Origin of the sequence: Paracoccus wurundjeri, from assembly GCF_030678915.1 — a bacterium.
GTDB lineage: Bacteria > Pseudomonadota > Alphaproteobacteria > Rhodobacterales > Rhodobacteraceae > Paracoccus > Paracoccus onubensis_A.
Genome location: NZ_JAUUTZ010000008.1, coordinates 138,045 through 159,987 on the forward strand (window position 1 = coordinate 138,045; position 21,943 = coordinate 159,987).

The following is a 21,943-nucleotide window of genomic DNA, read 5'->3' on the forward strand; positions in this document are numbered from 1 at the left end:
GTTATCCTTTCAGGGCGGCCAGGGCTTCGCCCAGATCAAGCGCTCCGTCATACAGCGCCCGCCCCGAGATTGCCCCGGCGATGATGCGGGTCTCGGCAAGCGATTTCAGATCGTCCAGCTTCGACACCCCGCCCGAGGCGATGACAGGGATATGTACGGCCCGGGCAAGCGCCTCGGTCGCGGGGATGTTCGGTCCCTGCATGGCGCCGTCACGATCGATATCGGTATAGATGATCGCGGCCACGCCCGCATCCTCGAACTGGCGGGCGAGATCGGCGGCTTTCACATCGGTTTCGGTTGCCCATCCCCGGGTTGCGACCCGGCCCGCACGGGCATCGATACCCACCGCGATCCGGCCTGGAAATGCCTCTGCTGCTTCGCGTACCAGGGCAGGGTTCTCGACCGCGACTGTTCCAAGGATGATCCGGTTCAATCCGCGGTCGAGCCAGCTTTCGATCGTCGCCATGTCGCGGATCCCGCCGCCAAGCTGGGCAGGAATATCGACCGCCGCAAGAATCGCTTCCACCGCTGCTGCGTTAACCGGTTTCCCCTCGAATGCGCCGTTCAGGTCGACCAGATGCAGCCATTCCGCCCCCGCATCCTGAAAGGCGCGCGCCTGCGCTGCCGGGTCGGTGCCGAATACGGTTGCCGCGTCCATGTCGCCACGCAGCAGGCGTACGCAGTTTCCGTCTTTCAGATCGATGGCGGGGTAAAGGATCATCTCGGCTCTCTCATTCGTCTTGCTGGCTTTCCTTTGCCATCTTGCTGACGAAAGGGAAAGGGTTTCACCTGACGTCATGCTTGCCATGAGCGTATTTTGAGGCACAAACTGCGGTTTATGATCCGAGGAGGAATGATCATGAGAAAACTGTTCTTTAGCGCGGCATTCCTGCTTGGCGCGGGTGCCGCGAGCGCCGACCCGATCGAGGGGATCTGGCAGACCCAGCCCGATGAGGGTGCTTTCGCCCATGTCACCATCGCACCTTGCGGCCAGGCTTTCTGCGGCACGATCAGCCGGACATTCAAGGACAAGACCGAATATCAATCGCCCAATATCGGCCGGCAGATCGTGATCGATATGGCTGCGCAGGGCGGCGATAATTATGAAGGCAGGATCTGGCGTCCTGCGAATAACAAGATTTATATGGGCAAGGCCAAGATTTCCGGCGATCAGATGAGCTTGTCTGGCTGTGTCGCCGGCGGCCTGTTGTGCAAAAGCCAGACCTGGGTGCGGGTCCAGTAAGCAAATAGGGGAAGCCCGGGGCAGGCATGGCCAGCTTCTGGTGGCTGCATGTCCGGGATTTCGGCAAACAGCCAGGGGCTGGCCTGCGGAATCTGGTCCGGCGGTGTTATCCTTTTGGCAACCCCAATGCCGTCAGTACGGATGACAGCGTATCGCGCGGCAGGATGATCAGCATCGGCCCGTCGATCTTCAACGTCACCAGCCCATGCGCGCGGTTCGACGTACCGACCCGCTGGCCCGGGGTGAATTCGATTCCGTCGATGGGCCATTCCAGCCCGGTGCTGATTCCGCGCGCCGGACCCATCGGATACAGCGAAACCCGCGTGCCCGGCATCAGCGGCAGGGTCAGCCGTGATGGCGCCCGGAACACGATATCTTCGGCGGTCAGCATGATCGGCACCGGCAGGCTGCACGTGACAAGCGTGGTCAGTGCGGCCAATGTATGATCAAGCCTCAGGCCCGAGAAGCCGACCGCAAGCGCGAAAGGCGCCTGTATCCGCTTCAGGCATTTGGTGAAATCGGTACTGTCCTGTTCGGCGACATGGACGATTCGTTCGGCCGGGATGATCTCTCTTGCGGCATCGCTGATACTGTCCAGATCTCCGATCACCCAATCCGGAGCCTGCCCCAGAGACAGGGCCCGATCCGCCCCGCCATCGGCGGCCACGATGGTCGGAGCGATACTGAGCGCGGTCATCAGTTCGACCGGGCGCACCTCTCCTCCTCCGATGACGGTCACGCCGGTGTCGCAGATGACCAGCGGCGGGTTCATTCGTCCCTGCCTATGCCGGTGAACAGGCGTTTGAACGGCATGATCCAGATGATGCCCAGAAGGACATAGACCAGAAGTTCGATCCAGATCGGCTGCCGACCCCAGGTCGCATCCATCCAGTTCGTCAAGGTGACAGCCACAATGATATACGCCGGAAGACCCAGCACGAGCACAAGAATCGAGAGGCGTTTCCGAGTCTTCAAATCCATTGTCTCAGCTTCCCGGTTCGATGTTTTGGGCAATCCGCCGATGCGCTTCCGGCGGTGACACCCCTTTCCGCGAAACCATTATTAATCCGAGAAAGGATCGGTCACCAGAATCGTGTCGTCGCGCTCGGGGCTGGTGGACAGGAGGGCGACGGGACATTGAATCAGCTCTTCGACGCGGCGCACATATTTGATCGCCTCAGCCGGAAGATCGGCCCAACTTCGCGCGCCCGAGGTAGAGCCCTGCCAGCCGTCCATTTCCTCGTAAACCGGCGTCACTCTGGATTGCAGCGCGGCAGCCGTCGGCAGGTAGTCATAATGCTGTCCGTCGATCTCGTATCCCACGCAGATTTTCAGCTTTTTGAAGCCATCCAACACATCAAGCTTGGTCAGGGCAATGCCGCTTACGCCTGATATGGCGCAGGTCTGGCGTACCAGCACCGCATCGAACCAGCCGCAGCGGCGCTGACGTCCGGTGACCGTGCCGAATTCGTGGCCGCGTTCGCCCAGTCGCTGGCCGTCCTCATCATGAAGCTCGGTCGGGAAGGGGCCTTCGCCGACACGAGTCGTATAGGCCTTGACGATGCCCAGTACAAAATCCACGGCTCCGGGTCCCATTCCGGTTCCGGTCGCGGCCATGCCGGACATCGTGGTTGAGCTGGTGACATAGGGGTAAGTGCCGAAATCGATATCCAGAAGCGAACCCTGCGCGCCTTCGAACAGGATGCGCTTGCCGGATTTCCTGGCATCGGCCATGATTTTCCAGACCGGCTGTGCATATGGCAGAAGACGTGGCGCGATCTCTTGCAGTTTTGCCTTGAGTGCGGCCCGGTCGATAGGTTCCGCGCCCAATCCCTGCCGCAGCGCATCGTGATGCGCCAGCAGGCGGTCAAGCCGGGCGTCCAATGTCTCTTCGTCGCCAAGATCGGCAAGGCGGATCGCCCGACGCCCCACCTTGTCTTCATAGGCGGGGCCGATGCCGCGACCGGTCGTGCCGATCTTGGCCTTGCCTGCAGCCGCTTCCCGAAGCTGGTCCAGATCCTGATGAAGCGGCAGGATCAGCGGAACATTCTCGGCGATCATCAGGTTTTCGGTCGAGATGGAGATGCCCTGCGCGGAAATCTTGTCGATCTCGCTGAACAATGCCCAGGGGTCCAGTACGACGCCATTGCCGATGATCGCCAGCTTGCCTTCGCGCACGATGCCGGAAGGCAGCAGAGAGAGTTTGAAAACCGTGTTACCGATGACCAGCGTGTGCCCGGCGTTATGACCGCCCTGAAATCGCGCGATCACATCGGCCCGTTCGCTGAGCCAGTCGACGATCTTACCCTTGCCCTCGTCACCCCACTGAGCGCCGACAACCACCACATTGGCCATGAGCAGGTCCTTCCATTACCCGAAAACTGTCCGCCAAGCGGTCTAGCGCATGACACTTGCGGGGGAAAGCGGATTTCAACCCTCGCAATTGCCGTGGTGCCGGGTCGGGGTGGCGATTCCGGAAATTGGAGCGGTGTGGCTTACCAATGCGGGGGACGCTGGTCGGACAGCGGGACGGTATTGCCCGCTTCGGTCTCGCGAGTCGCTTCGGCCTGCATCAGCATTTCGACGCGGCGCGTCAGGCGTGCGATCTCCGCGTCCTGACGGGCGATGACCTCGCTCAGATCCTCCGTAAGAAGTGTCAGATGGGCCAGAACCTCTTCAAGATGCTCGATTCGCGCCTCGTGCTGCTTGTCCATTTGGCCCCCTTCCGTTAGAGCAGCCACGGATTGGCCGGAAGGGCACAGGACCATGGCGAAGGATAAGAAGAAACAGCCCCGTCCCAAGGCGGAAACGCCGAAGGGCTTTCGTGACTATTTTGGCGCGGATGTGACGGAACGCAAGGTGATGCTGGACCGTATCGCGGAAATCTATCATCGCCACGGTTTCGATCCTCTGGAAACGAGCGCCGTCGAGACCGTCGAGGCGCTGGGAAAATTCCTGCCCGATGTCGACCGGCCAAATGCCGGGGTCTTCGCATGGCAGGAAGAGGCGGTGCCGGGCGGAGGCTCGGGCGACTGGCTGGCGCTGCGCTATGACCTGACCGCGCCGCTGGCCCGTGTCGCCGCGCAGTTCCGCAATGATCTGCCGATGCCGTATCGCCGCTTTGCCATGGGTCCGGTCTGGCGGAATGAAAAGCCGGGGCCGGGGCGGTTCCGGCAGTTCTATCAATGCGATGCGGATACGGTGGGTTCGGCCTCGGTCGCGGCGGATGCCGAGATTTGCGCGATGCTGGCCGATGCGCTTGAGGCGGTGGGGATCGCGCGGGGCGATTACATCGTGCGGATCAATAATCGCAAGGTTCTGAATGGCGTGCTTGAGACTGTTTTACCAATGCCCGCGAGTAAAGAGCAAGATTCGCATCATGAAGCGATTGGGCAGTCGGTAACTCGCGCAATGCGAACATATACCGCAGAATTGCTTTTGAGTGATGATATCCTGAGAGTGATCGATAAATTCGACAAGGTCGGTAAAGAGGGTGTGCGACAACTTTTGACCACCGGTCGTAAAGATGACAGCGGTGCCTTCATAGAAGGCATCGGGCTGAGCGAAGATTTAGCTGCGCCGGTGCTCGTCTTTCTGACCGCCAAAGGTGACGACAATGCAGCAACATTGGAGAACCTGCGCGCGGCAGTAGGCAATTCTGAGATCGGGACCGAGGGCGTGGATGAACTCACGCAGATTGCCGCCATGCTGAAGGCGATGAGGGTAGACGAAGATCGTGTGGTGATCGATCCCTCTGTCGTGCGCGGGTTGGGTTATTATACCGGGCCGGTTTTCGAGGCGGAACTGACTTTCGAGATCCTTGATGACAAGGGACGCAAACGGCAATTCGGCAGCGTTGCGGGCGGCGGGCGCTATGATGGGCTGGTCGAACGGTTCACCGGACAGAAAGTGCCGGCGACCGGGATCAGTATCGGCGTGGACCGCCTGCTTGCCGCCTTGCGTGCCAAGGGTTTGGCCGGGGCCGAAACGGGCGGACCGGTTGTCGTGACCGTTATGGATCGCGACCGGATGGCGGATTATCAGGCCATGGCCGCCGAACTGCGCGCCGCCGGTATCCGGGCAGAGGTCTATCTGGGTAATCCGAAGAATTTCGGCAACCAGTTGAAATATGCCGACAAGCGTGGGGCTCCTGTAGCGATTATCCAGGGCGCGGATGAGGCGGCAAGGGGCGTGGTTCAGGTCAAGGATCTGGTTCTTGGTGCGAAAATCGCCGCCGAGGCCAGCCTTGACGAATGGAAATCCCAACCCGCCCAGACCGAGGTTCCACGCAACGAATTGGTGGCTGAAGTCCGGCGGATACTCGGATGACCCTGAATTGCGGCAAGCAGACGGTCGGAAAAAGGCTTCTCGCGGCGTTCCGCGAGGCGGGCGCGGAAGAGGTTGCGCCCGATATCCTGCTTCCCGCCGAAAGCCTGTTGGATCTGTATGGCGAGGATATCCGCGCCCGCGCCTATGTCACCAGCGATCCGATCCGTGGCGAAATGATGCTGCGGCCGGATTTCACTGTGCCGGTTGTGCAGGCGCATATGGAGAATGGCGCGGAACCGGCCCGCTATTGCTATCTGGGCGAGGTATTCCGCAAGCAGGACATGGGCGATACCCGCTCCGAAACGCCGCGCGACAACGAATATCTGCAAGCGGGGTTCGAGCTTTTCTCGCATGAAACCGGCGCGGATGCCGAGGTGTTTGCGCTGTTCTATCGTCTGTTGTCGCCCTATGGGGCACGTGCCGAAACCGGAGATATGGGCTTGTTGCTGGATGCCGTGCGCGGCTTGCCGTTGCCTGCGCCGCGCCGGGATGCCCTGCTGCACCATATCTGGCGGGCAGGGCGGTTTCAGCAATTGCTTGTGCGGTTTTCTGCCGAGACCAGACCGCGTGATTTTCCGCAAAACGTGGCGTCCTGGACGGGGCTGCGCAGCACGGCCGAGATGCAGGCCCGGATCGACCGGCTGCGGGCGGATGCCGGATCCCCGCCATTGCCCGCGATCTGGACTGAACGGCTGAAGCGGTTATTCGCGGTCCGGGCGCCCGCATCCGAAGCTGTCGTCATGCTGCGGGAACTCGCCTTGGAATGGCCAGAGATCGCGGGAGCGGTCGAACGGATCGTAACCCGTTTCGACAAGATCGCGCGCGCAGGTGTCGCTCCGGAACAGGTTGTGTTCGACGCCAGTCACGGGCGGACCACGATGGAATATTACGACGGTTTCACCTTCAGCTTCATGGCCGGGGATCGCGGCTGGCCGCCGATTGCTTCGGGCGGGCGTTATGACGCACTGACCTCGGTTCTGGGCAAAGGGCGCAGGATTCCTGCTGTCGGGGGCATCATCCGTCCCGGCCTGCTTGCGGAACTGGAGACGGCATGATCCGGCTGGGAGTACCGTCCAAGGGGCGGCTGATGGAACAGACCTTCGATTGGTTCGCAGATCGCGGCGTGCGGCTGTCGCGCAGCGGTTCGGACCGCGAATATGCGGGGCAGGTCGAAGGCGCCGAGGGCGTTTCACTGGTGCTGTTGTCAGCAGGAGAGATCCCCCGCGAACTTCGGGCGGGGCGAATCGAACTGGGCGTGACCGGCACCGATCTGATCCGCGAAAAGCTGGCCGGTTGGAAGTCGGATATCGTCGAGGTGGTACCGATGGGATTCGGTCATGCCGATCTGATCCTTGCAGTGCCTGAATGCTGGTGTGATTGCGATAATTTGGACGACCTTACCTCGATCGCCCGTGATTTCCGCGCCGCGCATGGATTCCGCCTGCGAATCGCCACCAAATATCACCGGTTGGTGCGGGCATGGTTGGCTGCGCATGAAGTGGCAGATTACCAACTGGTCGACAGTCAGGGCGCGACCGAAGGCACCGTGGCCAATCAGACGGCCGAGGCGATTGCCGATATCACCAGTTCTGGCGCAACCCTGAGGGCGAATAACCTGAAAATCCTGTCGGAAGAGCCGATCTTGCGCTCGCAGGCGACATTATTCGCCAATCAGGCAGCGATGGATCCGAATATGAAGCGGTTTCTGAATCAGCTTGGGCTATAAATCCGGGAATTCCTGAGGGCTCGCCTGATCTGTATATCAGGCGGTGCGGTATACGCTTCGGGTCGTGAAACCTGACTGGAAGCGCACCCGGCTCATGAAAAAGGCCGCTGCAGTTTTCCGCAACGGCCTTTTCAGGAATCGTGAACGCCGGATCAGCTGCGGTCTTCGTCCGCGGCGCCGTCCTCGTCCGAAGTGGCGCTTCCGATATCGTCGAACAGTTCGGCGATTTCGAACTCGGCTTCGGCATCGGCCTCGGCGGCAATATCCTGAATGGATTTGCCCTGAGCCTGAATCTCGGCCTCTTCATTGGTGCGGGCGACGTTCAGGGTGATCGTTGCCTCGACCTCGGGATGCAGGATGATCTGTACCTTGTGCAGGCCCAGCTCTTTGATGGGCTGACCCAGAACGACCTGTTTGCGATCTACTGTAAAGCCCGCTTCGGTCGCGGCGTCAGCCGCGTCACGGGTGGTGACGGAACCGTAAAGCGCGCCCGAGTCGGAAGCCGAGCGGATCACGACGAAGGACTGACCGTCCAGCTTGTCAGCGACTTTCTGAGCGTCGGTCTTGGTTTCGGCGTTGCGGGCTTCAAGCTGAACCTTACGCTCTTCGAAGGCTTTCATATTGGCTTCGGATGCACGAAGCGCCTTGCCCTGAGGCAGCAGGAAATTGCGGGCGTAGCCGTGCTTGACGTTGACCACTTCGCCCATCTGGCCAAGCTTGGCCACACGTTCCAGCAGGATGACTTGCATGATATGTCCTCCTTACTTCACGGCATAGGGAAGCAGAGCAAGGAAGCGGGCGCGCTTGATTGCACGGGCCAGCTCACGCTGCTTCTTTGCCGAGACGGCGGTGATGCGGGAAGGAACGATCTTGCCGCGTTCGCTGATATAGCGTTGCAGCAGACGGGTGTCCTTGTAGTCGATGACCGGCGCGTTCTCGCCCGAGAAGGGGCAGACCTTGCGGCGGCGGAAAAACGGTTTGCTTGCCATTGTTCAGATCCTCTCAGTTCCGCTCGCGGCGGCGCTCGCCGCGCTCTTCGCGTTTCTGCATCTGCACCGAGGGGCCTTCCTTGTGCTCATCGACGCGGATGGTCATCACACGCATCACGTCGTCATGCAGGCGGGCAAGACGCTCCATCTCGTGAACGGCATCCGAGGGGGCGTCGCTGCGCAGGAAGGCGTAATGGCCCTTGCGGTTCTTGTTGATCTTATAGGCGAGGGTGCGGACACCCCAGTATTCATGATCTACGACCTTGCCGCCGTTATCGGCGAGAACGGTCGAAAAATGTTCAATCAGCCCTTCAGCCTGCGTGTTGGACAGGTCCTGACGGCTGATCAGCACATGCTCGTACAGAGGCATGGCGATCCTTTCATCTTGTCAAGCGCACTTCAAAGGCAGGCTTTGTCTTTCCGCCCCCGCCACGAGAGGTTACGCCGATTGCGAATAGTCTGCGGAAAGATGGGGTCTTATAGCGGTGGTTGCCGAAGATGCAAGGGAATTCTCGGGAAATGCAGCCTCGCCGGGAAGCGGCGGATATTCCTGCGTCAGTATGAGAATAGCTGTTATCACGCTTTACGGCTGGCCACGGCAGAGGTAATTCCCTTTCATGCTGCCAGAAGACCGCCTTGAACAGATTGTCCAGCGCTTCGAGTTTCTCGAGGCGCAGTTGAATGCCGGCGCCGCGCCTGCCCAGATCGCAGGAATCAGCCGTGAATATGCCGAGTTGAAGCCGGTGGTCGAACAGATCGGCCAGTGGCAGGACGCGCGTGCCCAGGTTACAGAGGCGCAGGCGATGCTTGCCGATCCCGAGATGCGGGAACTGGCCGAGGATGAACTGTCCCGATTGCGCGAGGAACTGCCAGAGCTCGAGCAGAAATTGCGCCTTGCGCTGCTGCCCCGGGATGCTGCCGATGCCCGTCCAGCGATCGTCGAGATCAGGCCGGGAACCGGGGGGGACGAAGCGGCATTGTTCGCAGGCGATCTGTTGGCCATGTATCGCCGCTATGCCGAGATGCAGGGCTGGTCGTTTCAATTGCTGGAATATAGCGAAACCGAGCTTGGCGGCATCAAGGAGGCCGTGGCGCGGATCGAGGGAGAGGGCGTCTTCGCCCGCCTGAAATACGAATCGGGGGTGCATCGGGTGCAGCGGGTGCCGGAAACCGAATCGGGCGGGCGGATTCATACCAGTGCTGCCACCGTGGCGGTGCTGCCTGAGGCGGAAGAGGTCGATATCGAGATTCCGGCCAGCGACATCCGCATCGACACGATGCGGGCCTCGGGTGCGGGGGGGCAGCATGTGAACACCACCGATTCGGCGGTGAGGCTGACCCATATTCCTACCGGAATCGTGGTAACCAGTTCGGAAAAATCCCAGCATCAGAACCGCGCCAACGCCATGGCGGTCCTGCGCGCGCGGCTTTACGATATCGAGCGGCAGCGCAGCGATGACGAACGCGCCGCGGATCGCAAATCCCAGGTGGGCAGCGGTGATCGCAGCGAACGGATCCGGACCTATAATTTTCCGCAGGGCCGGCTGACCGATCACCGGATCAACCTGACACTTTATGCGCTGGACAAGGTGATGCAGGGCGATCTGGGCGATATCATCGACGCGCTGATCTCGCATGATCAGGCCGCGCGGCTGGCCGCGCAGGAATGAGCAGACCCACAGGCAAAGAACTGTGCCTTGCCGCGCAGCAGCGGCTTGAAGCGGCGGGGATCGCGGATAGTTATCGGGATGCGTCACTGTTGTTCATGCATGCGCTGTGCCTGATTACGGGAGAGCAGATCAAGGATCACTATCGGGGGCAATATCTTGCGGCGGTTGCCTCGCCCGAATTGGAAGCCGCTTATCGGCGGATGATCGATGCCCGCGCGACGCGGCAACCGGTCAGCCAGATCACCGGTCGCCGCGCCTTTTGGGAACATGAATTCATCGTGACCCGCGACACGCTGGACCCGCGACCAGAGACGGAAACCCTGGTTGAAGAAGCGTTGAAATTGCCTTGGCACAGCGTGTTGGACCTGGGGGTGGGAACAGGCGCGATCCTGATTTCGCTGCTGTCTGCACGGCCTGGCAGTGTGGGGACAGGAACCGATATTTCCGAAGCGGCGCTTGATGTCGCGAGGCGGAATGCCCATCTGATTGGGGTGACAGCGCGGTTGGCAGTTTCGGACTGGTTTTCTACCGTGAATGGGCGCTTTGACCTGATCGTCTCGAATCCGCCTTATATCGCGCTTGATGAAATGGCCGGACTTGCCCCCGAAGTGGGCAAGTGGGAGCCGCGCCGGGCATTGACGGATGGCGCGGATGGGTTATCCGCCTATCGTGTCATTGCCGGCAGCGCGGCCGGGCATCTGACCCCGCACGGCCATGTTCTGGTTGAGATCGGCCATAAACAGGGCGAAGCGGTTGCGACGATTTTTCGCAGTCATGGTGCTGAAACACGCTGCCTTACCGATCTTGACGGTCGGGATCGTGTCATATTGGCACGTTTTTAGCCACTGATTGGCGGAATTTGCATGGAAATGAAGAAAACTTGAAACTTTTTCCTTGTCATAGCCCTGCTAGCGTGGTTAGTCACCGACATGCTGGGGCCGAAAGGCTGCCGCATATGTCAGCCCGACAATGCCGAAACCGTTTGATGTGCGAAGCGCATCGCATGAACGCAGGACAAGGCTGAATGGCAGGGCGCGGATTTCGCCGCGGAGGCCGCCTTAAACGTTGTCCAGACAACTGGAACCACATACAGACAAACTGATGAGATCATCGAAATCACGTTCGCGCAACAAGTCCAATCGCCAGCGCTCGCTGGGGAATATCGTCAATCGCGTCTTCGACAGCTCCGGCCCGGAGGGTAAGGTTCGCGGCACGCCACAGCAGATCATCGACAAATATCTGATGCTGGCGCGCGATGCGCAATTATCCAATGACCGCGTGGCCGAGCAAAGCTTCTTTCAGCATGCCGAGCATTACACCCGGCTGCTGGGCGAAGCACAGCGCGAAATGGCCGAGCGGCAACAGCAATTCCAGCAACAGCAGCATAATCGCCCGAATGGCGAGGATGATCGCGAAAATGGTGGCCGTGACCATATGTCACGCGATCATGGCCGGGAGGGCGCTGCTTCAGTGCAGGCTGATGCAAATCAGGCCGGGAACGAGACATCCACATCCCAATCCGAACCTGCCGTGACGTCCGACGCGGAACGATCGCAGGTGGAAATTCCGCAAACCGCCAGCAAATCCGGCGGATCGCCCCGTCGTTCCAGCCGGTCGCGCAGCAGCTCTGCGGAAACCGGGGCCGGACGTGCAAAGCCCGTATCCCAACCTGCTGATTCCCCTGCACCCGAACAGTCCGAACCGTCGGCTTTGGGATTGCCGGATGTTGTCGGCTCGTCGGAAGAGGGCGGGCTGGTCGAGACCCCCGAAAGCGGGAGCGGACGGAAATCGCGTGCCAAGCCCAGCACGGCCCGAAGCCGCAGCTCGCGGACGACAACAAGCCGCAAGAAGAGCACGAAGGCCTCTGACGACAGCGCGGAAGCTAGTGCTGTTCCGGCACCGGAAAAGAACGGCACTGACAACAGCGAGGGTTGATCCCGACTGATGGGGGCGTTCCAGCTCTCGGGAAGCGTAACGAAACTCTGTCTCGTCGGCTGCGATTTGCGTTAATTCCCTTGCGTCTCTGCAACCAGTCGGGCGAGGGCGCAAAATTGTTCAAGGTCGATTTCTTCTGCGCGTGATGTGGGGGCAATTCCTGCGGCTTCCAGCAGTCTTTCGATATCCGGATGCACCCCGCGCAGCGAGGCCCGCAGCATTTTCCGACGCTGGTTGAACGCCGCCGCCGTAATTCGCGACAGGATCGCCGGATTGGCGGGAAAACGCGGCTTGGGCAATGCCGTGATATGGACGACCGCGGAATGCACCTTCGGCGCGGGGACAAAGGCTTCCGGCGGCAGGGTCATGACGATCCGAGCATCCGCCCGCCATTGCGCAAGCAGCGCAAGCCGGCCATAGGCCTTGCTGCCCGGTCGCGCCGTGATACGTTCGGCGACTTCTTTCTGGAACATCAGGGTCAGTGATTGCCAGAATGGTGGCCATTCCGGGGGCGTCAGCCAGCGAATCAGCAATTCGGTGCCGATATTATAGGGAAGATTGGCGATAATGCGGATCGGTGGCGTCAGATGGGCCAGCGGGTCGATCTTGAGGGCATCGTCATTAAGAACGCTGAGACGGCCGGGATAAGCCGAGGCGATCTCTTCCAGCGCGGGCAGAGCGCGGGCATCCTTTTCGATGGCCAGAACCCGACGGGCGCCCTCGGCCAACAACCCACGGGTCAAGCCTCCGGGGCCGGGGCCGATTTCCAGGACATCGCATTCTGTCAGATCCCCTGCTTGCCGGGCGATCTTGGCTGTCAGGTTCAGATCAAGCAGGAAATTCTGGCCAAGCTGTTTCTTCGCGCGCAGTTCATGACGCGCGATGACGTCTCGCAAGGGGGGAAGGCCGTCGAGGCTGCTCATATTCGCGCCCTTTGACCGTCACGTGCCATCATCTGCGCCGTGCCGCCATGTCTTTGGCCATCCTTAGTGCCGCGATTGTCGATGCGGGATCTGCCCGACCGGTGCCCGCAATATCGAAGGCGGTGCCGTGATCGGGTGAAGTGCGGATGAAGGGAAGGCCCAGCGTGACATTGACCCCTCCCGCGAAATCCAACGTCTTGATCGGGATCAGGGCCTGATCGTGATAGGCACAGATCGCCGCGTCATATTTCTTGCGTGCGGGGGCGTGAAACATCGTATCTGCCGGTAGCGGCCCGGTAAGGTTAATGCCCTCATTGCGGAGCCGTTCCAGAAGGGGCGCGATGAAATCGATCTCTTCGCGCCCCATATTGCCGCCTTCGCCCGCATGGGGGTTGATACCGGCGATGGCAAGGCGGGGCGCGGGGATGCCGAAATCACGGATCATCGCGGCATGCGTGACCCTGATCGCTTCTTCAAGCCTGGCAGGGGTCAGGGTAGCAGGAACCTCGGCCAGGGCGATATGGATGGTTGCCGGAACCACGCGGCAAGGGGGCGCGACAGAGGTCGATGCCAGCATCATCGCGACCGGAGGGTCCCCCGCCAGATGGGCAAGATATTCGGTATGCCCGGGGAAAGGAAAGCCTGCTCCTTCCTTCAGCACACGCTTGTTGATCGGCAGGGTTGTCACCGCGCGGACCTGATCCCGCAATGCCAGATTGACGGCACGGGCGATTACATCGATGACCGCTTGCGCATTTTCCGGATTTGGCTGACCGGCAGTGACAGCGGCGGGGAAATCATGCTGTAGCACCGGAAGATGACCCGCCGGAACCGGATCGTCGACTTCGGCGATCCGGGTATGGGGGAGGTTATCTGGCAGGTGGCGCGCATCGCCGATCCAGACATAATCCACCCCACAATCCAATGCGCGGGCGGCAATTTCCGGTCCGATTCCGGCGGGCTCTCCGCAGGTCAGCAGAACGCGTCCGGCCATGTCGTCAGGGCCGGCGGATAACCGCATCCGCCCGCAATTCCTCCAGCAGGGCGTTTGCCATTTCATTTGCCTTGCGGTTGAATAATTGCTCGCGCATTGCCGTGCGGTCGGGAATGTCCGACTGATTGGGAACGGCGGCTTCCACCCCATCCGGTTCTTCGGCGGTGGTGGCGACATCTGAATCATCCTGCGCCAGCAATGCAGATTGACGCGAGCAAAGCATGACGAGATCCGCGCTGCCACCATAATCCACGACACTGGCCTCATCCGCATCCAGCGAGGCAAGCCGGGTGGCGATCAGCGTCGGGATTGCGCTTTGCGACGCGGTTTGGCGGTTGATTCGCGTGGACGCCGTGCCTGCCTGAACATAAAGATCCGCACAGCTCTGGCTGCGTGCCGCAAGCGAGGCGGCCTCGCTGGCGGATGTCAGCCGGAGGGTCGCATAATCCAGCAATTGTTCGCGCGCGCCGGGGCGCAATGTACCCTGGCTGTCACGAAGCCGGAACAGGACGACCGCACCGGTCACATTGAGAGGTTGCGAGACCTGTCCGGGCTGAAGTCCAAGAATGATTGGGCGCAGGCCCGGCGGCAGGTTATCGATACCGACCCATTCCAATCGGCCGCCCTGTCTGCCGGAATCGGCGGCGGAATATTGGCGCGCCGCCTCTGCGAACTGGGCATCGCTCGGGTTGCTCGCGGCGATGGAATTGGCAAGCTGCATTGCCTGATCTTCCTGACCTTCCGGGGCGGGGATGACCAGCTCTGAAAGCAGGACCCGTGTCACGATCGGGGTTTCGATCACCTGTTTGAGGGCCTGATCCACTTCGGCATCGCTGACATTGATCGCCGGCAGGAGTCGCTGACGGATAACGCCCCGCCATGCCACGCCCGCCTCGACGAAATCGCGGAAGACCTGATATTCGACCCCGGCATTTTCCAGCGCGGCGATGAATTCGGGTGCGCTCATATTTGCGCGACCGGCGAATTCCTCAAGCCCGGTATCCAGCTCTTCTTCGCTGACCTGGATGCCCATCTGCTGCGCCTCGAACATCCGCAGCCGATCCTGAATCAGGGCATCCTCCGCTGCCTTGCGATCCGTGTCTCCGGCGCCGAGAAGCCGCATGAAGCGTATCCGCTGATCTATCTCGTAGCCCGTAACGGCACGATCATTGACATATACCACCGGCTCGAACGGATTCTGCGCCAAGGCGGGCGAGAGTTGCCCGAACACCATGCAGGCCGAGATGGCGATGCCGGAAATAAGATGCCGCATATGCTGCCCCCAAATTCTTCTTCGGCCCAAGACTAGCGCATGCAACTGCGCCGCGCCACTGTGCCCGGGATGTCTTTTTGCCTGCCGAACCCGCCAAGGCGGACCGACAGATCGAAACTTGTCTCTGGCCGCACATTATCCGAATCGGTGAAGCGGCGCGACAGGCCCATCTCCACGCTCACGCATTCGTTTCTGTAGGTGACGTCCAAAGCTGCCATCTGTGCCTGATTTGCGGTGAAATCATAGCGTGTCTCGGCACTCCCCCACCAGCCATCCGCGATTTGCCAGCCGATATTCGCAGTGAATTCGTTGATATCGGTGCCACGGCCCTCGTCCTGATTGCTGTCCATCCACAGATGGCCGGCTGAAAGCTGCAGATCCGAGCGCAGCCAGCCAAGCCGCAATTCATTGCGCGAGAAGTTGAAGGAATCATCAAACAACGCGCGGTTCGAGATCGCCAGCCCGGTTCCGCTATCGTAATGCGCGGCCAGCAGCCAGTCCGAGTGCTGCCCGCTAAGCGGAGAATCCTTGGGGAACTGGTTGACGGCCCGATCGCGAAAGACCCGCCCGCCGGTCAGGCCGATAGACCAGCCTTGCGGATCGATTCGCGTCCAGCTGACGCCCAGATTTGCGCGCAATCCCGTTTCCCGCGCATCCCAGCCCGGGAAACGATTGGTCGAGAACAGATTGCCCTCATCGAATTCGATCAGGCGGCTATCCTCGTTCGGGATATCGTTGTCACCGCCGCGAGGGGACCAGAGAAGCTGTATCACCGGCTCGACTATATGCGTGGCGCCGCCGGAATATCCGGCCAGGGGCCAGCGAAGTTCGACACCTGTCGTCGGATAGGCGCGGAGGACTGCATCCTCGTAGTTACTATCCTGCGCGACGTGGTAAAGATCCGCGTCCAGCCCCAATATCGCCGCGCCGACGAAGCCACCCGGAAGGATCTCGCTGCGACGCCAGTCCAGTCCGAACGAGGCTCGGGCGATGTCGCGGCCCTTCACGTCTTCGTCCGAGGGGCGGCGATGTGCATGAAGCGACCATTCCATCAATGCCTCTCCGCCGATATAGTTCGGGGTGAAGCGACGCTGCCAAAGTGCGTCGGCAACCTGCGCAGGCGATGTGTCATTATCTTCGTAATCGCGAAGCGAATGATAATTGCCGATCCGCGCGATCAGCAGCTTGTCGCGCTTGATCCGTTCCAGAGTCACACCACTCCAGAGCCGGTCTGCTTCGGTGACGTCGTAATCCAGCAGATAGCTGCGATCCGAGGCCGCCTGAATTCGTACCCCCAGATTGTATCCGCGCGGCAACTCGAACTCGGCGGCCCCGAACAGATAACCGCGCGTCTCGCCCGGTTCGATATCGTCCCGGCTGATCGCGCCGCTCCACTCCATCGCGCCGTTTCTGAATGCCTGACGATAGCGCAGTTCCAGCGTGCGGGTGCGACTGGTTGAGAAATAGGGGATGATCGTCATATCGGCGTGGTCGCCGAGAGTGACAAAATAAGGAAGCTTCATCCCGAAGCCAAGCCGCGAGGTGGTCCGGAATTCCGGCCTGAGAAAGCCCGAGCGCCGTTCGACCGTCGGATCGGGCGCGGTCACCGTAAAGGGAACGGAAGCAAGCGGCAGGCCGAACGCGCGAAACTGCGGGTGATCAAGATGAAGCAGACTCGTCCGGGCGTCATGGGTGATGCTGCGCGCGCGGATTTCCCATAGGGGCACCGGGTTCTCGGCACAGATCTGGCAGGCCGAGGTCACGACATTGTCCAGCCGTGTGAAACGGCCCTGTTCGCTGCGGGTGGCCTGTCTGGACGCCAATTGCAGCTCATGGGCGATGACCAGCCTTGCGCCGCGGACGATGCCGTCTTGCAGTTCCCGGTCCAATTGCGCCGAATCCGCGATCAGGATCGCTGCCGCTTCGGGATCCGCCGCGCCGGGCCGCGACAGATGGATCGGTCCCTCGATCGTCAGCTCTCCGCTTTCGCCGTCTACGATCATGCGCGAGGCGACCAGCCGCGCGCCCTGATACCAGACCACAACGCCGCCCGCGGCGATTAGCGTTTGATCTCCCTGCAATACCAGGCTGTCGGCCAGAACGGTCGCCGCCTCATCGGGCGCTTCCGCGTCGGAGACCGTTCCATCAAGGGTAATATCCGCAGTTGGTTCTACCGTTTCCGGCAGGCGCGGGGAAGGCGTGCGATCGGCGACGGGCCGATTGGCCAGCGGGGTGGCCTGTGGCGCAAGCGCGGCGCCTCCTGCGCGTTGCTGGATGCTGGAACCGGCAGGCGCCTGCCATTCCGGGCCTGCTGAGCCGGGGGCGGCATTCTGCTGTGCCGCCGCCAGCCCTGGCAGCAGCACCGCCAGCCCCGCGATGCCAGCCAGCCCTGTGGTCCTGAGCAAACCCTTGTGTCGTCGTGCGGTCATCCGTCCTCCCGGTGTAGGATCAGGCCAAGGGCCAGCAGCGCCCCGATCAGCGGAGGTGCCGCCGCCGCCAGCGGGGGTGGAAGCTGTCCGTTCTCGCCGAGAATTTGCGCCATATTACGCAGGAAGAACAAGCCGATCCCGGCGGCAAAGGCCAGAAGAACCGCGATTCCGGTATTTCTGCCACGGACATGCTGCATCGAGAAGGCGGCGGCGATCATGACCATGGCAGCCATGACGAAGGGCCGCGCCAGTTCCATCTGCAACCAGACCCGATGCCGGGCGGCGCTGAAACCTGCCCGCTCGAGTCCCGCGATAAAGCCGGGCAATTGCCAGATCGGCACCGAATCGGGCCGCCCGAAGCCATCGCGGATTCGTTGGGCGGTCAATTCGGAGGGCAGGGTGAGTGTCTCGCTTTCTGTCGCGGTGGCCTCGGGATTAGGGCGATCCAGCGGATATTCCTTGACCCCCGTCAGGTGCCATTCGCCGGGGGCAAGCCGCGCTTCGCGGGCCTCTATCCGGCGTGTCGGTCCGCTTTCGCGTTCGAAAATCAGGAACCAGGCATCGTAAAGCGTGGTCGCATCAGGGCTTGCGCGCGCGGCTCGGATGACGATCTGGCCGGAATCTTCACCGGTCCCTGCCTCTGACTGACGAAGCCAGACAGCGCTGTCACCGACGGAAACGGTCTGTCTGCCGTCGCGCTCGATATTCGCGACCGCCGAGTCGAACATCTTGCCGGTTGCCGCAACGATGGGATTGAAAAGCCCGACGGTCAGGAACCCGATCAGCATCGCGGTGACGGCGGGCGCGGTCACAACCTTGATGCCCGAACGGCCCGAGGCGCGGATCGCCACCATTTCGGAACTCCGCGCGAGGTTGATGAACAGCGCAATGCCCCCCAGAACCGTAATCAACGGCAGAATAGCGTAGAAACTGCCCGCGATATTAAGTGCCGCAAGACGCGCCGCTCCGGTCAGTCCGATGTCCCGATCCGCAAAGCGGCGGATCATCTCGATCATGTCGATTAGAAACAGGATCAGCAGAAAAACTCCGGCGATAAGCAGGAAGCTGCGCAGGAAACGCCGGGCGACATATCGGGCAAGAATCACGCCGTGCCCTCCTTGCGTGATTTCAATCGTGGCCGGGGCCGTGGTTTTGCGGCAAGCCAAAGCAACATCAGACTGATCGCGGCACCGATCAGAGCCGGCATATATAATAACGGCCAGAGATTGAAATTCTTACCTACCTGATCTGCGGCGGCATTACTGACGAATTGCACGAAGATCAGCAGCAGAATCGCCCAGAAAACCTGTCGCCAGACTCCGAAACGCGAGAATCCACCCACCAGCAATGCGGCGAAACCGATCATGGCGGAAACCGGCGACAGGAATGGCTGCGCAATACGTTCATGTGCCTCGCGTATTGCTTGCCCCGCACTGGCGCCGGTAGCTTCCAGCAGTTCCCGGTCCGGATATAGCAGACGCCAGGTCGTATATTCACGCAAATCCTGCCCGCGCCGGTCCCTGGCGTGGAACATCGCTCCGATATCATAGCTGAATTCGGAAAAGCGAACCACCGACAGACGCCTGTTGCCGTCCTGCTTGCGCATATTCTGCGACATGCCCTGAAGCAGCACCAGCACGGGGCCGGTATCCTTGCGGACTACCAGAGCTTCTTCCGAGCTGTATATCGTCTGGTTGTCGGGATTGCGGGCGTCTTCGATGAACAGGTCCAGCAGCCGACCGTCCTTTGCAACCTCGCGGATGAACAGGGTGACGCCTTCCGTCGGATATTGAAATTCGCCCGGACGCAGGAATTGCGCGGTGACATTTTCGGCGATTGCCGTTTCGCGCTCGGCAAGCCGCGCGCGGGCCATCGGCACAAGGCCGTGAACGAGAATGGCGACCAGAAGCCCGACGAAGATGCCGAAGACCAGGACCGGTCGCGCCAGTCTCCACGGCGAAAGGCCGGCGGCCTGCATGGCGACCATCTCGGATTCACCCGTCAGCCGGTTGGTGCCATAGGCGGACGCGGCGAAGGCCGCGACGGGCAGAACGACCGAAATCACGATCGGCAATGTCAGAGCGGTGAATTCCAGGACGACCAGTGCGGTCTGGCCGTCGCTCAGCAGGTCATCGAACAGGCTGACGGCGCGGTTGATCCAGTAGACAGACACCAATACCAATGCGAAGAAGCCGAACAGGGTCAGCAACTGGCTGAGAATGTATCGGTCAATCCGGGGCATTCGGGGCGGGCCTTTTGATCCTGCGGCGTTCTGCCCTGATTAGCGGCAAGGACGGCTCTGGCCAAGGGGAAGTTCCGCCGCTAGAACGGTTTGGCGACCAACGGCAACATCTGTTCATGCGTCTTGGCCGGACCTGGGGCTGTTCGCCAGCCGGGTCCGGTGAGCCAATCGCAGCAGCGCATCGGATGTTATTCGCCCATGTTGCCGGAGTCGTTCGGGCCGGATGGCCAACCGTTTCAGGAGGATGCATGACACACCCCGTCGAGATTTCGTTTTCCCAGATCGCCGCTGATAAGCTTGCCGGACATGAGGGCCGGGTGGCCGTGATCGTTGCGCCGGGTGGGCGGTTGCCTGCCGGTCTGCCACGTGCGGCAAGCGCTGCGGCGCGGCGGGCGCTTGATTCCAAGGCCGGAAAGGCGCTTAAGCCGGGCGCTTCGATCGAGCTTGCCTTTCCCGCCGGGATGGCCGCCGAGGCATTGCAATTGATTTCGCTGCCTGCCCGCGCCTCTGCCGCCGAGGCGCGCAAGGCGGGTGCCGCGATCGGTGCGAAACTGGGGACAGTGCATACGCTGGTTGTCGCAGGCGCGCATCGGCAGGCGAATGAGATCGCGCTTGGAATTGCGCTCAGGGGATATGATTTCTCGGTTTATCAAAGCAAACCGGATGAAGACGATACAGAGTCCGACTCCGATAAGCCGCGCGTGACATTTATGGTCAAGGATCCCGAAGCGCTGGCAAAATCGGCGAAAGATGGGGCGGCCGTCGCTGAGGGCGTGTTTTTCACCCGCGATCTGGTGAACGAGCCTGCGAATGTGTTGACCACAACCGATTTCGCCGACCGGCTCAAGGCGATGGAAGAGATCGGGCTGACGGTCGAAGTGCTGGAAGAAGATGAACTCGCCAAACTGGGCATGCGCGCGCTTCTGGCCGTGGGGCAGGGTAGCGAAAGTCCTTCGAAAGTGGTCGTCATGCGCTGGAATGGCGGCGGTGACGAGGCTCCGTTGGCGCTTGTGGGCAAAGGGGTTGTGTTCGACACGGGCGGGATCTCGATCAAGCCTGCTGCGGGCATGGAAAGCATGACGATGGATATGGGCGGCGCGGGTGTCGTGGCGGGCGTCATGCGCACATTGGCGTTGCGTCAGGCGCGGGCAAATGTCGTCGGATTGGTCGGCCTGGTCGAGAATATGCCCGATGGTCGCGCACAGCGCCCGGGCGATATCGTCAAATCGATGAAGGGCGACACGATCGAGATCGTCAATACCGATGCCGAGGGCCGTCTCGTGCTGGCCGATGTGCTGTGGTACGCGCAGACCCGGTTCGAGCCTGCGGCGGTGATCGATCTTGCCACGCTGACCGGTGCCGTGATTATCGCATTGGGGCATGACAATGCGGGGGTGTTCGCGAATGACGACAAGCTTGCCGCCAATCTGCTTGCTGCCGCCGGTGCCGAGGGCGAAGGTGCGTGGCGCCTGCCGCTGGGACCGGGTTATGACAGCTTGATCAAGTCGCGGCTGGCCGATATCAAGAATTCGGGCGGCCGTTCGGCGGGGTCGATCACCGCGGCACAATTCCTGCAGCATTTCATCCGCAAGGATCAGGCCTGGGCGCATATCGATATCGCCGGTGTGGCCCTGCCCGAGAAAGCCCCCGATCTGGCCCCGAAAGGCGCAAGCGGCTGGGGCGTCATGACGCTTGATCGTCTGGTGCGCGACAAGTTCGAGGGCAAGTGAGCGCCCTATGGGCAATGTGCTGTTCTATCACCTGACCCGCTCGCCTGCCGAGGCATTGTTGCCGGTTCTGATCGGCAAATCGCTTGCGGCGGGCTGGCGGGTCGAGTTGCGTGGAACGGATCCGGGCCGGATGGACTGGCTGGACCGTCAGCTTTGGCAGCGCGAGGGGTTTCTGCCGCATGGACTCGCCGGGGGGGCGCATGACGCGCGGCAGCCTGTGTTGCTGACGGTGCCGGGGCAGGCGGCTGGCAATGATCCGTCCTGCCTGATGGTTCTTGACGGAGCCGAGGTGGACAGCGAGGAATGCGGGCGGCTTGAACGCGCTTGTATCATTTTCGATGGTGGCGATGCCGGGGCGGTCGCGCGCGCCCGCGATCAATGGAAATCATTAACCGGTGCGAGCATCACCGCAGAATACTGGTCCGAAGAATCCGGCCGCTGGGAGCGTAAGCGATAACCT

The 21,943-nt window shown here is 61.3% G+C and carries 23 protein-coding genes; 9 read left to right on the forward strand and 14 right to left on the reverse strand.

Features of this window, described 5'->3' with window-relative positions; all coding sequences use genetic code 11:
- Nucleotide 1: 1 nt before the first annotated feature.
- On the reverse strand, nt 2–721 hold the full coding sequence (hisA, locus tag Q0601_RS10160) for a 1-(5-phosphoribosyl)-5-[(5-phosphoribosylamino)methylideneamino]imidazole-4-carboxamide isomerase (protein WP_305289706.1): 720 nt from the start codon (nt 719–721) through the stop codon (nt 2–4).
- 138 nt (nt 722–859) lie between these two features.
- Here hisA and Q0601_RS10165 point away from each other — a divergent pair, with 138 nt between their 5' ends.
- Nucleotides 860–1,243, forward strand: a complete 384-nt coding sequence (locus tag Q0601_RS10165; RefSeq protein ID WP_305289707.1) for a DUF2147 domain-containing protein — start codon at nt 860–862, stop codon at nt 1,241–1,243.
- Between the two features lie 106 nt (nt 1,244–1,349).
- Here Q0601_RS10165 and Q0601_RS10170 read toward each other — a convergent pair whose 3' ends face one another.
- The 4 genes from Q0601_RS10170 to Q0601_RS10185 form a co-directional block, all read right to left on the reverse strand.
- A complete protein-coding gene (locus Q0601_RS10170) occupies nt 1,350–2,015 on the reverse strand; it encodes a thiamine diphosphokinase (RefSeq protein WP_305289708.1) in 666 nt (221 codons plus the stop codon).
- The gene (locus tag Q0601_RS10175) at nt 2,012–2,224 is read right to left on the reverse strand and encodes a DUF2842 domain-containing protein (RefSeq protein WP_119748809.1); all 213 of its coding nucleotides are present in this window, start codon (nt 2,222–2,224) and stop codon (nt 2,012–2,014) included. The genes Q0601_RS10170 and Q0601_RS10175 overlap by 4 nt, the downstream gene beginning before the upstream one ends.
- Nucleotides 2,225–2,305: 81 nt before the next feature.
- Nucleotides 2,306–3,598, reverse strand: a complete 1,293-nt coding sequence (locus Q0601_RS10180; RefSeq protein ID WP_305289709.1) for an adenylosuccinate synthase — start codon at nt 3,596–3,598, stop codon at nt 2,306–2,308.
- A gap of 140 nt (nt 3,599–3,738) precedes the next feature.
- Entirely contained in the window at nt 3,739–3,957 is a 219-nt protein-coding gene (locus tag Q0601_RS10185) for a SlyX family protein (protein WP_305289710.1), read from the reverse strand.
- 52 nt (nt 3,958–4,009) lie between these two features.
- On the opposite strand from Q0601_RS10185, the gene hisS reads away from it, so the two are divergent.
- Genes hisS through hisG form a run of 3 tightly spaced genes read left to right on the forward strand, consistent with a single transcriptional unit; the run spans nt 4,010 to nt 7,298 of the window.
- Complete coding sequence (gene hisS, locus Q0601_RS10190) at nt 4,010–5,572, forward strand: histidine--tRNA ligase (RefSeq protein ID WP_305289711.1); 1,563 nt, start codon at nt 4,010–4,012, stop codon at nt 5,570–5,572.
- On the forward strand, nt 5,569–6,627 hold the full coding sequence (locus Q0601_RS10195) for an ATP phosphoribosyltransferase regulatory subunit (protein ID WP_305289712.1): 1,059 nt from the start codon (nt 5,569–5,571) through the stop codon (nt 6,625–6,627). Before hisS ends, Q0601_RS10195 begins: the two co-directional genes overlap by 4 nt.
- A complete protein-coding gene (gene hisG, locus Q0601_RS10200) occupies nt 6,624–7,298 on the forward strand; it encodes an ATP phosphoribosyltransferase (RefSeq protein WP_305289713.1) in 675 nt (224 codons plus the stop codon). Before Q0601_RS10195 ends, hisG begins: the two co-directional genes overlap by 4 nt.
- A 152-nt stretch (nt 7,299–7,450) precedes the next feature.
- Here hisG and rplI read toward each other — a convergent pair whose 3' ends face one another.
- The 3 genes from rplI to rpsF are packed head-to-tail and all read right to left on the reverse strand — an operon-like array spanning nt 7,451 to nt 8,657.
- Complete coding sequence (gene rplI / locus Q0601_RS10205) at nt 7,451–8,047, reverse strand: 50S ribosomal protein L9 (protein WP_305289714.1); 597 nt, start codon at nt 8,045–8,047, stop codon at nt 7,451–7,453.
- 12 nt (nt 8,048–8,059) lie between these two features.
- Nucleotides 8,060–8,287, reverse strand: a complete 228-nt coding sequence (rpsR, locus tag Q0601_RS10210) for a 30S ribosomal protein S18 (protein ID WP_119748823.1) — start codon at nt 8,285–8,287, stop codon at nt 8,060–8,062.
- A 13-nt stretch (nt 8,288–8,300) separates the two neighbouring features.
- Nucleotides 8,301–8,657, reverse strand: coding sequence for a 30S ribosomal protein S6 (rpsF, locus tag Q0601_RS10215; RefSeq protein WP_305289715.1), 357 nt, complete (start codon nt 8,655–8,657; stop codon nt 8,301–8,303).
- A gap of 247 nt (nt 8,658–8,904) precedes the next feature.
- On the opposite strand from rpsF, the gene prfA reads away from it, so the two are divergent.
- The 3 genes from prfA to Q0601_RS10230 all read left to right on the forward strand — a co-directional run bounded on the left by prfA (nt 8,905) and on the right by Q0601_RS10230 (nt 11,892).
- Nucleotides 8,905–9,957, forward strand: coding sequence for a peptide chain release factor 1 (gene prfA, locus Q0601_RS10220; RefSeq protein WP_305289716.1), 1,053 nt, complete (start codon nt 8,905–8,907; stop codon nt 9,955–9,957).
- The gene (gene prmC, locus Q0601_RS10225) at nt 9,954–10,799 is read left to right on the forward strand and encodes a peptide chain release factor N(5)-glutamine methyltransferase (RefSeq protein ID WP_305289717.1); all 846 of its coding nucleotides are present in this window, start codon (nt 9,954–9,956) and stop codon (nt 10,797–10,799) included. Before prfA ends, prmC begins: the two co-directional genes overlap by 4 nt.
- Before the next feature lie 259 nt (nt 10,800–11,058).
- A complete protein-coding gene (locus tag Q0601_RS10230; RefSeq protein ID WP_305289718.1) occupies nt 11,059–11,892 on the forward strand; it encodes a DUF4167 domain-containing protein in 834 nt (277 codons plus the stop codon).
- A 71-nt stretch (nt 11,893–11,963) separates the two neighbouring features.
- On the opposite strand, the gene rsmA is transcribed toward Q0601_RS10230, so the two are convergent.
- Genes rsmA through lptF form a run of 6 tightly spaced genes read right to left on the reverse strand, consistent with a single transcriptional unit; the run spans nt 11,964 to nt 19,753 of the window.
- Nucleotides 11,964–12,815: a 16S rRNA (adenine(1518)-N(6)/adenine(1519)-N(6))-dimethyltransferase RsmA gene (gene rsmA / locus Q0601_RS10235; RefSeq protein WP_305289719.1), complete on the reverse strand. Its 852-nt coding sequence runs from the start codon at nt 12,813–12,815 to the stop codon at nt 11,964–11,966.
- A 28-nt stretch (nt 12,816–12,843) separates the two neighbouring features.
- Nucleotides 12,844–13,809, reverse strand: a complete 966-nt coding sequence (pdxA, locus tag Q0601_RS10240; RefSeq protein ID WP_305289782.1) for a 4-hydroxythreonine-4-phosphate dehydrogenase PdxA — start codon at nt 13,807–13,809, stop codon at nt 12,844–12,846.
- Nucleotides 13,810–13,813: 4 nt separating this feature from the next.
- Nucleotides 13,814–15,082: a peptidylprolyl isomerase gene (locus Q0601_RS10245; RefSeq protein WP_305289720.1), complete on the reverse strand. Its 1,269-nt coding sequence runs from the start codon at nt 15,080–15,082 to the stop codon at nt 13,814–13,816.
- A gap of 32 nt (nt 15,083–15,114) precedes the next feature.
- Nucleotides 15,115–17,511 (reverse strand): LPS-assembly protein LptD, encoded by a 2,397-nt coding sequence (locus Q0601_RS10250; RefSeq protein WP_305289721.1) that lies wholly within the window; start codon nt 17,509–17,511, stop codon nt 15,115–15,117.
- Nucleotides 17,508–18,617: an LPS export ABC transporter permease LptG gene (gene lptG, locus Q0601_RS10255; protein ID WP_305289722.1), complete on the reverse strand. Its 1,110-nt coding sequence runs from the start codon at nt 18,615–18,617 to the stop codon at nt 17,508–17,510. Before lptG ends, Q0601_RS10250 begins: the two co-directional genes overlap by 4 nt.
- The gene (gene lptF / locus Q0601_RS10260; protein ID WP_305289723.1) at nt 18,614–19,753 is read right to left on the reverse strand and encodes an LPS export ABC transporter permease LptF; all 1,140 of its coding nucleotides are present in this window, start codon (nt 19,751–19,753) and stop codon (nt 18,614–18,616) included. Before lptF ends, lptG begins: the two co-directional genes overlap by 4 nt.
- Nucleotides 19,754–20,001: 248 nt before the next feature.
- Between lptF and Q0601_RS10265 the strand changes: the two genes are divergently transcribed.
- Together Q0601_RS10265 and Q0601_RS10270 are read left to right on the forward strand one after the other, a co-directional pair.
- Nucleotides 20,002–21,483, forward strand: a complete 1,482-nt coding sequence (locus Q0601_RS10265) for a leucyl aminopeptidase (protein WP_305289724.1) — start codon at nt 20,002–20,004, stop codon at nt 21,481–21,483.
- Nucleotides 21,484–21,490: 7 nt separating this feature from the next.
- Nucleotides 21,491–21,940, forward strand: coding sequence for a DNA polymerase III subunit chi (locus tag Q0601_RS10270; protein WP_305289725.1), 450 nt, complete (start codon nt 21,491–21,493; stop codon nt 21,938–21,940).
- The last annotated feature ends 3 nt before the right edge of the window (nt 21,941–21,943 follow it).